Annotated in this window: 10 protein-coding genes; 4 read left to right on the top strand and 6 right to left on the bottom strand. The window is 70.7% G+C overall.

Annotation, left to right across the window (positions count from 1 at the left end):
• The 5 genes from AC2VOK_RS00265 to AC2VOK_RS00285 form a co-directional block, all read right to left on the bottom strand.
• Positions 1 to 2,337 (bottom strand): phosphoketolase family protein (locus AC2VOK_RS00265; RefSeq protein WP_428898682.1); only part of this gene is annotated, 2,337 nt, incomplete at its 3' end.
• A 34-nt stretch (positions 2,338 to 2,371) separates the two neighbouring features.
• Positions 2,372 to 3,220, bottom strand: a complete 849-nt coding sequence (locus AC2VOK_RS00270; protein ID WP_428898683.1) for an SDR family oxidoreductase — start codon at positions 3,218 to 3,220, stop codon at positions 2,372 to 2,374.
• 43 nt (positions 3,221 to 3,263) lie between these two features.
• Positions 3,264 to 4,520 carry an FAD-dependent oxidoreductase gene (locus tag AC2VOK_RS00275; RefSeq protein ID WP_428898684.1) on the bottom strand — a complete coding sequence of 419 codons (1,257 nt, stop codon included), beginning with the start codon at positions 4,518 to 4,520 and terminating at the stop codon, positions 3,264 to 3,266.
• Positions 4,521 to 4,524: 4 nt separating this feature from the next.
• On the bottom strand, positions 4,525 to 5,022 hold the full coding sequence (locus AC2VOK_RS00280; protein ID WP_428898685.1) for a DUF427 domain-containing protein: 498 nt from the start codon (positions 5,020 to 5,022) through the stop codon (positions 4,525 to 4,527).
• A gap of 84 nt (positions 5,023 to 5,106) precedes the next feature.
• The gene (locus AC2VOK_RS00285) at positions 5,107 to 6,024 is read right to left on the bottom strand and encodes an undecaprenyl-diphosphate phosphatase (RefSeq protein WP_428898686.1); all 918 of its coding nucleotides are present in this window, start codon (positions 6,022 to 6,024) and stop codon (positions 5,107 to 5,109) included.
• A gap of 177 nt (positions 6,025 to 6,201) precedes the next feature.
• On the opposite strand from AC2VOK_RS00285, the gene AC2VOK_RS00290 reads away from it, so the two are divergent.
• The 3 genes from AC2VOK_RS00290 (at position 6,202) to AC2VOK_RS00300 (ending at position 12,378) form a co-directional block, all read left to right on the top strand.
• On the top strand, positions 6,202 to 8,601 hold the full coding sequence (locus AC2VOK_RS00290; RefSeq protein ID WP_428898687.1) for a CaiB/BaiF CoA-transferase family protein: 2,400 nt from the start codon (positions 6,202 to 6,204) through the stop codon (positions 8,599 to 8,601).
• Between the two features lie 52 nt (positions 8,602 to 8,653).
• Positions 8,654 to 10,138, top strand: coding sequence for an acetyl-CoA acetyltransferase (locus tag AC2VOK_RS00295; protein ID WP_428898688.1), 1,485 nt, complete (start codon positions 8,654 to 8,656; stop codon positions 10,136 to 10,138).
• A gap of 107 nt (positions 10,139 to 10,245) precedes the next feature.
• Positions 10,246 to 12,378: an NAD-dependent epimerase/dehydratase family protein gene (locus AC2VOK_RS00300; protein ID WP_428898689.1), complete on the top strand. Its 2,133-nt coding sequence runs from the start codon at positions 10,246 to 10,248 to the stop codon at positions 12,376 to 12,378.
• Between the two features lie 83 nt (positions 12,379 to 12,461).
• Here the strand turns inward: AC2VOK_RS00300 and lon are convergent, their stop codons facing one another.
• Positions 12,462 to 14,807 carry an endopeptidase La gene (gene lon, locus AC2VOK_RS00305; RefSeq protein ID WP_428898690.1) on the bottom strand — a complete coding sequence of 782 codons (2,346 nt, stop codon included), beginning with the start codon at positions 14,805 to 14,807 and terminating at the stop codon, positions 12,462 to 12,464.
• A 90-nt stretch (positions 14,808 to 14,897) separates the two neighbouring features.
• On the opposite strand from lon, the gene AC2VOK_RS00310 reads away from it, so the two are divergent.
• Complete coding sequence (locus AC2VOK_RS00310) at positions 14,898 to 16,040, top strand: phytanoyl-CoA dioxygenase family protein (protein WP_428898691.1); 1,143 nt, start codon at positions 14,898 to 14,900, stop codon at positions 16,038 to 16,040.
• Position 16,041 lies beyond the last annotated feature (1 nt).

Consider the following 16,041-nt stretch of genomic DNA (forward strand, 5'->3'; position numbering starts at 1 on the left):
CTCGCGTGTGTAGGCGCGGGCGGCCAGCCGCGCGTCGGCCATCCGCTGGCGCAGCAGCGCGGCGCGGCTGCCCAGCCCGTCCACCCGGTCGATGACATCCATGACCAGATGGAAACGGTCGAGGTCGTTGAGCATCACCATGTCGAACGGCGTCGTGGTCGTGCCGCGCTCCTTGAAGCCGCGCACGTGCAGGTGCGGGTGCACGGTGCGCCGGTAGGTGAGCCGGTGGATCAGCCACGGGTAGCCGTGGTAGGCGAAGATCACCGGCTTGTCGCGGGTGAACAGGGCGTCGAACTCCTTGTCCGGCAACCCGTGCGGGTGTTCGGATTCCGGCTGCAGGCGCATCAGGTCGACCACGTTGATGACACGGACCGCCAGGTCTGGCAGTTCCCGGCGCAGGATGTCGGCGGCGGCCAGCGTCTCCAGCGTCGGGACGTCTCCGGCGCACGCGAGGACCACGTCGGGTTCGCCGGTAGCGGTGCTCGCCCACGGCCAGATGCCCAGCCCGCGGGTGCAGTGCGCGATCGCTTCGTCCATGTCGAGGTAGGCCAGCGCGGGCTGCTTGCCGGCGACGATGACGTTGACGTAGTTGCGGCTGCGCAGGCAGTGGTCGGCCACTGACAGCAGGGTGTTGCCGTCCGGCGGCAGGTAGACGCGCGTCAGCTCGGCCCGTTTGTTGGCGACCAGGTCGATGAAGCCGGGGTCCTGGTGCGACGCGCCGTTGTGGTCCTGGCGCCACACGTGGGAGGTCAGCAGGTAGTTCAGCGAGGCGATCGGCCGCCGCCAGGGTAGTTCCCTGCTGGTGGACAGCCATTTCGCGTGCTGGTTGAGCATCGAGTCGACGATGTGCACGAACGCCTCGTAGCAGGTGAACAGCCCGTGCCGGCCGGTCAGCAGGTAGCCCTCCAGCCAGCCCTGGCACAGGTGCTCGGAGAGCACCTCCATCACGCGGCCGTCGGGGGCCAGGTGCTCGTCATCCGGCGTCGTCTCCGAGAGCCACACCTTGTCCGTCGCGCCGTACACGGCGTCCAGTCGATTGGAGGCGGTCTCGTCGGGCCCCATCAGCCGGAACCGGTCGCCGTTGCGGGCGATCACGTCCCGCAGGAACGTCCCCAGCACGCGGGTCGCCTCGTGGGTTTCGGTCGCCGGCCGCGACACCTGCACCGCGTAGTCGCGAAAGTCCGGCAGGTCCAGGTCGCGCAGCAGAAGCCCGCCGTTGGCGTGCGGGTTCGCGCTCATCCGGCGATCACCGCTGGGGGCCAGCGCCCGCAGTTCGGGGCGCAGCGCGCCGGTGTCGTCGAACAACTCCTCGGGCCGGTAGCTGCGCAGCCACGCCGCGAGCTGCGCCCGGTGTTCGGCGTTGTCGTGGGTCTCGGCCAGCGGAACCTGATGCGCCCGCCAGGTGCCTTCGACCTTTTTCCCGTCGACCGTCTTGGGACCGGTCCAGCCCTTGGGGGTGCGCAGCACGATCATCGGCCATACGGGCCGCTCCGGCCGGCCGCCGCGGCGCGCCCGGGCCTGGATCTCGGCGATGTCGTCGAAAGCGTCGTCCAGCGCGGCGGCCAGCTGCCGGTGCACGTCTGCCGGGTCGTCCCCGGCAACGGTGATCGGTCGGTAACCGTAGCCGCGCAGCAGCGACTCGAGTTCCGGCTGCGGAATCCGGGACAGCACGGTCGGATTGGCGATCTTGTAGCCGTTGAGGTGCAGGATCGGCAACACCGCCCCGTCGAGGGCCGGGTTGAGGAATTTGTTCGAATGCCAGCCGGCGGCCAACGGCCCGGTCTCGGCCTCGCCGTCCCCGATCACGCAGGCGACCACCAGGTCCGGGTTGTCGAAAGCCGCGCCGTAGGCATGCACCAGCGCGTAGCCCAGTTCACCGCCCTCGTGGATGGATCCCGGCGTCTGGGCGGCCACGTGGCTGGGGATGCCGCCGGGGAAGGAGAACTGCCGAAACAGCTTGCGCAGTCCCTCGGCGTCCTCCTCGATGCCCGTGTACACCTCGCTGTAGGTGCCCTCCAGGTAGGCGTTGGCGACCAGTCCGGGTCCGCCGTGCCCGGGTCCGGTGACATAGATCAGGTTGGCGTCGCGGTTGCCGATGATGCGGTTGAGGTGCGCGTAGATCAGGTTCAGCCCCGGTGTGGTGCCCCAGTGGCCGAGCAGCCGGGGTTTGACGTGGCGGGCTTCCAGCGGCTCGGTCAGCAGCGGATTGTCCAGCAGGTAGATCTGCCCGACGGACAGGTAATTGGCGGCGCGCCAGTACTTGTCGATGAGGGCCAGTTCGTCATCGGATAGCGATTCGGATTGGGCTGGGGTCGGTGTTCCGGTCTCAAAACTCACCTGGCCGATTGTCCGCCCCTGAGGTGAACACTGCCTACTCGTCGCCGCGGGCCCGGGCTTCGTAGGCCTGCCGCGTTGCGACATCGACGTCGTCGGTGAAGACGTGTTCGCCGCCGAGCACCCTGTTGATGCCCTCGGCCAGCGCACGAGGCAAGAACTTCTGCGACGCGATGATCGCCCCGGCCAGCCTGGTGACCCTTACCCGTGGCTTCGGTGCGGCCACCAGCTCGACGATCGCGTCGGCGATGTCGGCGGGTTCGGCGTTCTTGATCCCTTTGGCCCCCGAGGTTCCGGCGATCAGCTCGGTGTTGACGAATGTCGGCATCACCACCGAGAACTTCACCCCGGTTTTGCGGTATTCGAGCCTGGCTGTGTCGGTGAAACCGATCACCGCGTGCTTGCTGGCGCAGTATGTGGCGGCACCGGGGATGGAGGTCTCGCCGGCGAGCGAGGCGACGTTGATGACGTGGCCGCGGCCGCGGGGGATCATCCGCTCGATGGCGAGCTTGCTGCCCAGGATCACCCCGTAGACGTTGATGTCGAGGATGCGACGGGTGACCGCGTCGGGTTCGTCGACGATGCGGCCCAGCGGCATGATCCCGGCATTGTTGACCAGCACGTCGATCGGGCCGAGCTGGCGCTCGACCCGGTCCAGGAAATCGGCGAACGAGTGCCGGTCGGTGACGTCGAGTTTGCCGTAGACGTCGAGGTCGAGCGCTGCACCGGAATCTTTGACCCGGACTTCGTCGATGTCGCCGATCGCCACCTTGGCGCCCAGCTCGTGCAGGGCCGTCGCGGTGGCCAACCCGATTCCGCGTGCGCCACCGGTGATCACGATGACCTTGCCGCGGACCTTGATGCCGACGGGTGCCGTGTCTGCCATGAGGTCAGCACAGCACTGGGCGGCGCGTCGCGCAATGAAATGCTCAGGACGACGGCGACCTCGGTCGGAGTATCTGTTCGGCGGTGCGCCGTCCGCTCACCAGCGCGCCCTGGATGGAGGCGGTGTCCCGGTGGTCGCCACACCACCACAGACCCTCGCGGATGCGCACCGGGCGCCGCACGCGCAACGGCGGCGGCTGCGCGGGCAGCGCGTCTGCGATGACGTGTCGTTTCAGCAATCGCCAGCCCTGACCGCCGACGCCCAGGATGCCTGCGGCATGCCGCCGCGTCTCGCTTTCCTCCGGAGGTGCGCCGCCCGTCTTCAGCAGCGCCGAGGCGCTGATCAGATGCCGTCCCGGTGGGGCATAGCTGGGTGCGGCGGCGCTGATGACGGCGGTGTTGAGCAGCGGTCCGGGCGGCTGGGACCGGCCGTCGACCCAGAGCATCGGCAGCGTGCTGGGCGCCTCGTCGGCGGCCCACCAGTCGGTCACGACTCCGTGCATGGCCGGCGGTGGATGGCCGGTGAGCGCCGCGGCTGCCACCGGATCGGTGGCCACCACGACGTCGCGGGCGCGGACGACCGCGTCGGTTCCCCGGACCGTCCACCGCTTCCCGTCATGCTCGACCTGGGTCGCTTTCCGTCCCAGCTCTATTCGGCTTTCCAGCGGCGCGGCGAGCTGTTGCGGCAGTGCGCGCATGCCCTCTGCCGGCAGGCCGGGCACCCCCAGCACGAACATGCGGGCCAGCAGCAGACAGAACGCGTCGGAGGTGGCGCCGGTGTCCTCGAGCACCACACCGGCGAGGAAGCGGTCGACGACGCGACGCAGTTCACCACGGGCACCGCAGCGATCCAACGCCTCGCCTACGGTGCGGTCGCCGTGCCGGGATTTGACGGCCCGCGGTCGCAGCGCCCCGGCCGCCCAGCGCGCGAGCCCGACCGCTTCGCGGGGCCGGATCATGCCCGAGGCGAGCATCTTCGGCATCAATGTCGGCGCGCGCAGCGGGTGGGCCAGCACCGCCGTGCCGCGCTCGCGGCGCACCGCCACCCCGGCGGCGAATGGTTGAAGTCGCAAACCGGCGATGTCGACGCAGGCCGCGAGTTCCGGGTAGGCCGGGTTGAGCACCTGAAAGCCGCGGTCGCACAGGAAGCCGTCGATCACGTCGGTGCGGACGCGGCCGCCGACGTCGTCGCCGCCCTCCCACACCCGCACCTCACGGCCTGCGGCCGCCAGCAGACCCGCACAACGCAACCCGGCCAGACCCGCACCGATGACCAGTACCTCGACGTCGTCGTCGCCCACGGCGTCACCAACCCCTCGATCCGGGAACGCCTTTGAACGGACCGGTGATCCAGCTGGTGATCCAGCCGCCGTAGAAGTCACCCGGTTGCGGTTCCACGACTTCGCCGTTGACGGTGCAACGGTCGACTCGCGCCGCCATCACCGCGACCATGCCGGCGATCGGCGCGAACGCCGGTGTCGGGCGTGGATAGGCCCACGCCGCCTTCGGTGCGACGGCGGAGCCGCCGGCGACGTCGTAGTAGGCGGCCTGGCCTTTCCATTCACACCACGAGCTGCCCGGCGCCGCGCGCAACGCCCCGGGGGCGAACGCCTCCCGCGGGAGGTAGTAGGTCGGCGGGTGGCTGGTTTCGAGTACCCGCAGGGCCTGTGAGGTCGATGCCACGACCGCACCGCCCAGCTCGACGGTGATGGCCCCGGTGAAAGGTTCGACCCTGGGCGGGCGCGGATAGTCCCACACATTTTCTGGCTGCGGGGCGTCCCGTTCGGGTTGGCGCCGGCTCATGCCCGGGTCCCGAAGCGGGCGGTCACGTCGCGGGCCGGCAACACGAAACCTACGGTACGCCTGCGGGACGCAGGCCCGGGTAGCCTAGCGCAGCGTCAGCCAGACCAGGCTGGCGCCGCCGACCACGGCGCAGTAGACGGCGAACGGCGTGAGCGTGCGGGTCTCGAAGTAGCTGGTGAGATAGCGCACCGCGAAGTAGGCGCTGAGGAACGACGCGATGCCGCCGGCCACGACCTGTCCGAAGATGCCCCCACCCAGCGGCCCGAACAATTCCGGGATCTTGTAGAGCCCGGCGGCCAGAATGATGGGCGTCGCGAGCAGGAACGAGAAGCGGGCGGAGTCTTCGTGCGACAGCCCGCGCCACAGTCCGGCCACGATGGTGATGCCCGAGCGGCTGATGCCGGGAAACAGTGCCAGGATCTGGGCGCATCCGATCAGCACGCCGCGGCCCAGGGGCAGCTGGGCGAGCCGGTTGTCGACGGCCACGCCGCCGTGGGTTTGTTCCCCCTGGGCGGCCGCCGGGCCCGCCGGCGCCGGTGCGACGCGGCGTCGCAGCACCTCGCCGGCATACAGGGCGAAGCCGTTGAGCAGCAGAAATGCCGCCGAGGGGATGGGTTTGCCCAGTGTTGTGCGAAACGTCGATTCCAGCAGCAGTCCGGCCAGCCCGACGGGGATGGTGGCCGCGACCAGCAGCCAGGCCAACCGCTCGCCCGAAGTCTGGATGCGGCGATTCCGGAGCGACGACCCCAAGCCTGCAACGATGCGCAGCCAGTCCCGCCAGAAGAACACCAGCAGGGCCGCGGCGGTGGCCACGTGCAGCCCGACGATGAAGGCCAGATATGGCGACTGGGGGGCCGAGACGTCGAGGTCCTGAGCCCATTGCCCGCCGATGAGCGCCGGGACCAGCACCGAGTGGCCGAGGCTGGAAACCGGGAACAGTTCTGTGACGCCCTGGAAGGCGCCGACCACCACCGCCTCGACATAGCTCAAGTGCGTGCTCACGCGTGGGATCCCCCCATCGGCTCCATCGCAATCGTGTCGACAGGTACGGACTCGCGCACCGGCCTGTGACGTTAGTCGACACCGCGCGCACCCGGTCCACCGACCGGGGATCCAGACGCGCGCACCGGCGCGGTGTGACACTGGTCAGCGACGCGCAAGCGCCCCGACCGTTACGGTGTGCAGGTGGCCGACGGGTTGCTCGCTGGGGTGCGCGTGCTCGACCTGTCCACCGGTGCGGCCGACGCGGTGACCCGCCTGTTCGCCGACCTGGGCGCCGACGTCCTCAAGATCGAGACGCCGGGCGGAAGTCCCGCCCGCCAGGCGCTGCCGACGCTGGCCGGCGCCGCTATCGCGTTCGCGGTACACAACGCCAACAAGCGCAGCGCGGTGCTGGACCCCGACGACGCCGACGACTGTGACCGGCTGCGCGAACTGGCCGCGGGCGCCGACATCGTCGTCGACAGCGGGCCCGAAGGGCTGGCCGCCGCGTTCGGGACGTCCGCCGCGCAGCTGGCCGCCCACCAGCAGCACCTGGTCGTCATCTCGATCACCGACTTCGGTACCACGGGACCTCGGTCGTCGTGGCACGCCACCGATCCGGTGCTCTACGCGATGAGCGGCTTGCTGTCGCGGTCGGGGCCTGCCACCGGCATCCCCGTGCTGCCGCCGGACGGCATCGCTTCGGCGACCGCCGCCGTGCAGGCCGCGTGGGCCACGCTCGTGGCGTACTACAACCGGTTGCGTTGCGGTACGGGCGATTACATTGACTTTTCTCGGTTCGACGCTGTTGTCATGTCGCTGGACCCCGCGTTCGGCGCGCACGGGCAGGCCGCGGCCGGGATCCGTGGCGCGGGGCGGTGGCGCGGACGCCCGAAGAACCAGGACGCCTACCCGATCCTTGCCTGCAAGGACGGCTACGTCCGGCTGTGCGTGATGGCGCCGCGGCAGTGGCGCGGCCTGCGGCGCTGGCTGGGGGAACCGGAGGCCTTCCAGGACGCCCGCTACGACGTGATCGCAGAGCGGTTCGCGGCCTGGCCGCAGATCAGCGTGCTGGTCGAGGCGTTGTTCGAGGATCAGACCATGACGGAGCTGGTGGCTGCCGGCCAGGCGCACGGGGTGCCGATCGCCGCGGTGCTGACGCCGTCGCAGATCGTGGCATCCGACCATTTCGAGGCGGTCGGCGCGATCACCGAGGCCGAGCTGGTCCCCGGTGTGCGCACCCGGGTACCGAGCGGCTATTTCGTGGTCGGTGGGCAGCGCGCCGGGTTCCGCACGCCCGCACCCGCGGCCGGGCAGGACCAGCCGTGCTGGCCCGGGAGCCCCGCGGTGGTGACGTCGCCGTCGGGCCGGGTCGGCGACCATCCGTTCACCGGACTGCGCATCCTCGATCTTGGCGTCATCGTCGCCGGCGGCGAGCTGAGCCGGTTGTTCGGCGACCTGGGCGCCGAGATCATCAAGATCGAGAGCGCCGACCATCCCGACGGGCTCAGGCAGGCCCGCGCCGGCGAGGCGATGAGCGAGTCGTTCGCCTGGACCCACCGCAACAACCTGGGCTTCGGTCTGGACCTGCGCAGCGCCGAGGGCAACCGGATCTTTCGCCGGCTGGTCGCCGAAGCGGACGCGGTTTTCGCCAACTTCAAGCCCGGAACTCTTGCAGCCCTGGGCTTTTCCTACGATGAGCTGCGGGGAGTCAACCCGCGTGTTGTGCTCGCCGAGAGCAGCGCCTACGGCGACGGCGGGCCGTGGAGCACCCGCATGGGCTACGGGCCGCTGGTGCGGGCCGTCACCGGCGTCACCCGGCTCTGGACGCCCGCCGACCCCGACGACCGGGCCGGGTCCGGCCGGCACGCCTTCTACGACGCGACGACGGTCTTTCCCGACCACGTCGTCGGGCGGGTCACCGCCATCGCTGCGCTGGCCGCGCTGATCCACCGCGATCGCACCGGCGGCGGGGCACGCGTGCACATCTCGCAGGCCGAGGTCGTGGTCAACCAGCTCGACACCCTTTACGTCACCCGGGCCGCGCTCGCCGCGGGCCTGGCCGCGATCCGCGCGGACACCGCCCTGCACGCCGTGCACCCGTGCGCGGGTGACGACGAATGGTGCGTCATCTCCATCCGCGACGACGACGAATGGCGCTGCGTGGCTTCGGCGTTCGACCGCCCGCAGTGGGCCGACGACCCGCGATTCGCCACCGGCGAGGCGCGCGGGGCCAACCGGCGCGAGCTGGTGGAGCTGGTCTCCGCCTGGACCCGCACCCGCACCCCGGCGCGGGTTGCCCAACTGCTGCAGTCGGCCGGGGTCGCCGCCGGGCCGATGAACCGACCGCCGGACCTCCTGGAGGACCAGCAGCTGCGGGACCGCAAGCTGTTCGCCGAGATGGTGCACCCGCTCATCGAGCGTCCGCTGCCGGCGGAGACGGGTCCGGCCCCGTTCACCCACATCCCGCCGGCCCGGCAACGCCCGGCGCCGCAGCCCGGGCAGGACACCCGCGAGATCTGCCGGGCGTTGCTCGGGATGAGCGACGGGGAGATCGACCGGCTCGTCACCGACGGCGTGCTGTTCGGCCCGGCGTGACGCTGGGCGGGCCATCGGCGGCCGCCCGCGCTCCCCGCGCTAGGTTCGGTCTATGACCGTCGACCCCAGGACACCGGTGTTGGTCGGCTACGGCCAGGTCAACCACCGCGACGACATCGACCCGCGGCGGCGGTCCGTCGAACCGGTGGACCTCATGGCCGCCGCGGCCAGACGAGCCGCCGACCCCCGGGTGACCGAGGCCGTGGACTCCGTCCGGGTGGTCAACGTGCTGTCGGCCCGCTACCGCGACCCCGGGCTGCTGCTCGGCCGGCGAATCGGCGCCGCGGACTTCACCACGCTGTACAGCCCGATCGGCGGCAATGTGCCGCAGTCGCTGGTCAACCAGGCCTGCCTGGACATTCAGCGGGGCAGCGCCGGGGTGGTGTTGCTGGCCGGCGCCGAGACCTGGCGCACCAGAACCGGGCTGAAGTCCAAGGGCGGCAAATTGGTGTGGACGGTCCAGGACGAATCCGTGCCGATGGCGGATGTCAGCGGCGAAGACGTCCCGATGGGCGGCGAGGCCGAGCTGCGGATCCGGCTCGACCGCCCGTCGTACGTCTACCCGCTGTTCGAGGAGTCGCTGCGCATCGCGGGTGGTGAGTCGATCGAGGACCACCTCGCGCGGATCGGACAGCTGTGGGCCCGTTTCAACGCCGTGGCGGTCGGAAATCCGCACGCCTGGATCCGCACACCGATGACCGCCGAGGAGATCGGGCAGCCCGGCCCCCGCAACCGAATGGTCAGCTGGCCGTATACGAAGCTGCTGAACTCCAACAACATGGTCGATCAGGGGGCCGCTCTGGTGTTGACCTCGGTGGAGCAGGCGAGGAGCCTGCAGATCCCCGTCGAGCGCTGGGTGTACCCCCAGGCGGGCGCCGACGCCCACGACACCCCCGCCGTCGCCGAGCGCGACGAGCTGCACCGGTCGCCGGCCATCCGGATCGCCGGGGCGCGGGCGCTCGAGCTGGCGGGGCTCGGCATCGACGATGTCGACTACGTCGACCTGTATTCGTGTTTCCCCTCGGCGGTCCAGGTCGCGGCGCGCGAACTGGGGTTGAGCGTCGACGACGCGGCCCGCCCGCTCACCGTGACGGGGGGGCTGACCTTCGCCGGCGGTCCGTGGAGCAACTATGTCATGCATTCCATCGCCACCGCGGCCGAGTTGTTGGTGGCCAACCCCGGCCGGCGCGCGCTGATCACCGCCAACGGCGGCTACCTGACCAAGCACAGTTTCGGCGTGTACGGCACCCAACCGCCGGACGAATTTCGTTGGGAGAACGTCCAGGCCTCGGTGGATCGGGAACCGACCCGCAAGGCGTTGGTCGAGTGGGACGGCGTCGGGACCGTCGAGGCGTGGACGACACCGTTCGACAGGGAGGGACGGCCGGAGAAGGCCTTCGTGGCCGTGCGCACCCCGGACGGGGCCCGCGCCTTGGCCGTGCTCGCCGATCCCGCCGCGGCCGCGGCGAGCGTGAGTGAGGATATCGGTGGCGCCAAGGTCGCCGTCGCCGCGGACGGCAGCGCCACGCTGCGGTAATCGTCGAGCGCATCGCGGCAGGCCAGGGTGTCGCGGATGCGGTAACGGTCGCGTAACCGACGGCGACGTGCCTATTGTCGAGGGTGACGTTGGGAGGGGTGAGCCCAGTGCAGATCCTGATTACCGACGCCACCGGCGCAATCGGGCGGCTGGTCGCACGGCAGTTGCTCGCTGCCGGGCACAGTGTCGCCGGCATCGCCGAGCGCCGCCATGGCGCGCTGGATCCGGCCGTGGAGTTCGTGCAGGCGTCGCTCAACCACCCGGTGCTGCAGGAGTTGGCCGACGAAGCCGACGCCGTGATCCATCTGGCCCCAGTCGACCCGACCGCGCCCGGAAGCGCGAAAATCGGCGGCCTCGCGCGGGTGACCGACGCGGCCGCCCGCTCCGGGGCGCGGCTGCTGTTCGTGTCGCAGGCAGCGGGCCGGCCCGATCTGTATGAGCCGGCCGAGGCACTGGTAGCGACGAGCTGGGGCCCGACCCTGGTGATCCGGGCCGCGCCGCCGGTGGGCCGCCAGCTCGACTGGGCGGTCTGCCGCACGGTGGCCACGCTGCTGCGCAGCAAGGTTTCCACGCAGCCGATCAGGGTGCTGCACATCGACGACCTGGTGCGGTTCCTGGTGTCGTCGCTGAACACCGACCGGACCGGTGTGGTGGACCTGGCCACCCCGGACACCATCAACGTGGTCACCGCGTGGCGGCTGCTGCGGCCGGTCACCTCACGGTCACGCCTGCATCGGCTGTACGGCTGGCCGCAGTTGGCCCCACAGCTCGATACCGCTGCAGCACATGAGGATTGGATGTTCCAGTGTGGCTGGCAGGCGTACGACGCCATCGCCGACACCGCGCGTGGGCTCGTCGGACGCAGGCTCGACGCCGCCGGTGCTACCGACCACGGCGGCCAATTGACGCTTCCCGTCGAAGTTCGGCCGCGCTCGTCGTGCGACGGGTTGTCCAGTGCGGCACCCGAGGGCATGGAGGGCGAGTTCGACGATCGGATCGATCCGCGGTTCCCGGTCTTCAGTGCGAGCACGCTCGCCGCGGCGCTGCCCGGGCCGTTGACACCGATCACCCTGGACGTCCAGCTGAGCGGGCTGCGTGCGGCCGGCCGGGTGCTGGGCCAGGTGCTCGCGCTCGGCGATGTGGTCGATCACGAGTGGGGGAGTAGAGCCGTCGCGGTGTTCGGCCACCGGCCCTATGTCGGCGTGTCGGCCAATGCGCTTGCCGCCACTCAGCTTCCGGGCTGGGACCGAGAAGCTGTGGTGCGGCGCACGCTGGCCGGGCAGTCCGAGGCGGGCGAGCTGTTGCCGTTCGGAGAACCGCAATTGGTCGGCAGGACGCTCGGCTCGGTCGCCAAAGGCCTCGTCGCAGCCCGGTCACTATCCCTGCTGCGTCATCTCAAGGCCGACACACAGGCTTACCGGGCGGCCGCCGGGGCGGAGCACCTGGACGCCACCCGGCTTGCCGATCTGCCGGATTCGGCTCTGGTGGTCAGGGTTCCGCTGTTGCGGGACCGGATTCACCAGGGCTGGACATTGACTGCACTGTGGCTCATCGACACCGGCGTCACGGCGGCGGCGCTGGAGCACACCCAGGCGCGGGGCAGCGTGTCCGGCATCGGCATGATCGTGCAAAGCGACCGCGTCGCGATCGAAACCGCCGAATTGGCTGCCGCGCTGCGGGGCGACCCGCCGCTGCGTGCGCTGGCCAGGGAGGGCAACGTCGGCAGCATTCGCGCGTTGTCGCCGGCCACCGCCGCCACATTCGATGCCGCTGCCGCCCGGATCGGGCACCGCGGGCCCGGCGACTCCGAACTGGCCGCCCGAGTCTTCGGCGACGACCCGCAGCTGCTGCTGCGGACGGCGGCGCATTTCGCATCCGCCGCGCCCAGCGACCCCGCGGTGGCGGCGACACTCGCGCAGCGGCTCACCGATGCCGCCCGCGGCTCACGAGAACTCGCCCATGACACCACCCTGCGTTTCACCCATCAGCTTCGGATGACGTTGCGGGAGTTGGGCGCTCGGCGTGTCGATGCCGATTTGCTCGACGTTTCCGACGACGTGTTCTACCTGACCTGCGACGAACTGGTCAGCGTCCCGGCCGACGCCAGGTTGCGGGTCAAACGCCGCCGGGCAGAACGGGACCGCCTTCAGGCGCAGGGCCCGCCCGACGTCATCGACGGCAAGTGGTTCCCCGTCGACCGGGGCACCGATGGCCCGCATCCGGCGGGCCAAGACGTCTGATCGATTACCCAGTCAACGCCGAGCGTGGCGCTGGTGTCACGCTCGGCGCCGAGTGTGACACCAGCCTCACGCTCGCGTCCAGCTCAGGCGGCGACCGCCGCAATCTCGGTCGCCGGTGCCAGTGCCTGCGCGACGATTTCGGCGACGTCGGTCATCGGCCGCACGTCCAGGTTTGCGAGCACCTCGTCGGGCACGTCATCAAGGTCCGTTTCGTTGCGTGCGGGGATGAAAACCGTTGCCAAGCCGGCACGTTGGGCGGCTAGTAGCTTCTGCTTCACGCCGCCGATGGGCAACACCCGTCCGTTCAGCGTGACCTCGCCGGTCATGCCGACGTCGGAGCGGACCTGACGGCCGGTGGCCATCGACACCAGGGCGGTCACCATCGTGACGCCGGCCGACGGGCCGTCCTTGGGCACCGCTCCGGCGGGCACGTGCACGTGGATGCGGCGGTCCAGCGCCTTGGGGTCGATGCCCAACGCGCGAGCGTGCGAGCGCACGTAGGACAGCGCGATCTGCGCCGACTCCTTCATGACGTCGCCCAGCTGTCCGGTCAGAACCAGGGCGGACTCGCCGGCCCCATCCAATCCAGTTGCGCCGGCTTCGATGTAGAGGACGTCACCGCCCAGGCCGGTGACGGCCAGGCCGGTGGCCACGCCGGGCACCGCGGTGCGCTCGGCCGACTCGGGGGTGAACCGCGGGCGGCCCAGGTAGTCGACGAGATCCGGCTCGTCGATGACGAGCGGACCGGCCGCCCCGTCCGATCCGGGCGCCAGCCGTGTGGTCACCTTGCGCAGCGCCTTGGCCAGCAGCCGCTCGAACTGCCGCACCCCCGGCTCGCGGGTGTAGTCGGCGGCGATCGTGCGTAGCGCGGCGTCGGTCACGGTCACCTCGCCGTCGCTCAGCGCCGCCCGTTCCCGCTGCCGGGGCAGCAGGTAGTCGCGGGCTATGGCGACCTTGTCGTCCTCGGTGTAGCCGTCGATGGTCACCAGCTCCATGCGGTCCAGCAGCGCGGACGGGATGTTCTCGACCACGTTGGCGGTGGCTAGGAACACCACGTCGGACAGGTCCAGGTCCAGATCCAGGTAGTGGTCCCGGAAGGTGTGGTTCTGCGCCGGGTCGAGTACCTCCAGCAAGGCGGCCGAAGGGTCGCCGCGGTAGTCCGAACCGACCTTGTCGATCTCGTCCAGCAGGACAACGGGATTCATCGTCCCCGCCTCACCGATGGCGCGCACGATCCGGCCCGGCAGCGCGCCGACGTAGGTGCGCCGGTGCCCACGGATCTCCGCCTCGTCGCGCACCCCGCCCAGGGCGACGCGCACGAATTTGCGGCCCAGCGCCCGCGCGACGCTCTCGCCCAGCGAGGTCTTGCCGACGCCAGGGGGTCCGGCCAGCACCATCACCGCGCCGGAGCCACGGCCGCCGACGACCTGCAGCCCGCGCTGGGCGCGGCGCGCACGCACGGCCAGGTATTCGACGATGCGGTCCTTGACGTCGTCCAGCCCGTGGTGGTCGGCGTCCAGGATCTCCCGCGCGGCCTTCAGGTCGGTGGAGTCGTCGGTCTCGACGTTCCAGGGCAGGTCCAGCACGGTGTCCAGCCAGGTGCGGATCCAGCCGCTCTCCGGGCTCTGGTCGCTGGAGCGTTCCAGCTTGCCGACCTCGCGCAGCGCGGCCTCGCGCACCGTGTCGGGCAGGTCGGCGGCCTCCACCCGGGCGCGGTAATCGTCGGAACCGTCGGGTTCACCTTCGCCGAGCTCCTTGCGGATGGCGGCCAGCTGCTGGCGCAGCAGGAACTCCTTCTGGGTCTTCTCCATGCCCTCGCGAACGTCTTCGGCGATCTTGTCGCTCACCTCGACCTCGGCGAGGTGCGTGCTCGTCCAGTCGATCAGGACGCGGAGGCGACGGCCCACATCAACGGTCTCCAGCAACTCGCGCTTCTGCGCGGCGCTCAGGTAGGACGCGTAGCCGGAGGTGTCGGCCAGGGCCGAGGGATCGGTCAGGCCGTTGACGTAGTCGACGATCTCCCAGGCCCCGCGCCGCTGCAGCATTGCCAGCAGCAGCTTGCGATACTCCGCCGCCAGGGCCTTGACCTCGTCGGTGGGCTCGTTCGGGGCGACCTCGGTCACCTCGACCCATACCGCCGGGCCCGGCCCGGAGGCTCCCGCCCCGATCTGGGCGCGGCGCTCACCGCGCACGACGGCGGCGGTGCCGCCGCCCGCGACGCGGCCGACCTGCAGAATCTTGGCGATCATCCCGTACGAGGGGTACCGGTCCTGCAGCCGGGGCGCGATCAGCAGCTGCCCCGACTCGCTGGCCTGGGCGGCGTCGATCGCCGCGCGTGCGGCCTCGTCGAGCGCGATCGGCACCGCCATTCCGGGCAGCACGATCGTGTCGGTGACGAACAGCACCGGAACGGACATGGCGTCGGCCATCAAATCCTCCAAAAATTGAGCCTCTTGCGCTCAACCCGGCCGGCCGCCGGTTTGTTCCCGGCGGGGCGGCTTCGGTCGCATAATCGGGCCATGGCGCTGTCGCATCCCGTCCCCCGTTCCCTCGACCCGGAGATCCTCGCGGCCGCGGCCAGACACTTGGCGCGCACCGGCTCGATCACGTTCCTCGTCGGAGATGACGCCGTCACGTACACCGCCGACGGGCCGACGATCCGCGTCGACGACGGGCAGGCCACCGGCACCGGCGGCGGGCAGGCCGTCGTGCGCCTGTCCCGGCAAGCCTGGGACGACATGGTTGGGCAGGTCCGCACGGTCGTCAACCTGTTGCTCAGCGACGACCTGGCCTTCGAGCGGGGCGGATTCGACCAACTGGCCGACTGGGACCCGGTCCTGCGCTACCTGCACGCCGGCATCCCGCCCTACGACCCGGCGCGAACCGATCTCAAGGGGCGCGACCCGCTCGCCGCGTTCACGCTGGATGCACACGACGCCGAACTGGCCGCGCAGCTCGAGACGATGGGCTACCTGCACGTCACCGGCGTCTTCACCGGCGAGGAGATGGAGGCCGCCAACCGCGAGGTCGACCGCCTCGCGGCGGCCGCGCGTCCCGGGGACGACCGGTCGTGGTGGGTCACCGGCGAAGACGGCGGCAGCGTCCTGTGCCGCCTGGTGTACGCGACGCTGCGCTCGCCGGTTCTCGCGGCCCTCGAAGGCGACCCGCGGGTGCACAGGCTCGGCACTCTGCTCGACCCCGCGCTGCGCGCCGCGCCCGACCGGATGGAGGGCAGCGCGGTGCTGCTCAAGGTGCCGGGAAACACCAGCGGGCTGTCCAACATCCCCTGGCACCAGGACTGCGGGATGGGTGGGCACGCCATCATGTGTCCCACGCTCAGCGTCGGGATCCAGATCACGGGTTCGGATTCCTCGACCGGCAACCTGCAGGTCGTTCCCGGCAGTCACGGTCAGGCGATCCACTACCGGTGGCAGCAGCGGCTCCCGGGGGTACCGGTCGTGAGCATCGACACCGCCCCCGGCGACGTCACCGTCCACATCCAGGACGTGATGCATGCCTCGCCCCGGCCGACCGGTGCCGGCGGGCGGCGCACCATGTACGTCGCCCACTACCCGCCGAAGCTCTGGGATCACGTGGGGCCGGGGCAGGCCTACAACGACCTGGTGCGCAACCGCACCGAACAGGTCGCGCGGCTGCGGTAGC

It is taken from the genome of Mycobacterium sp. TH-M116, from assembly GCF_057473685.1.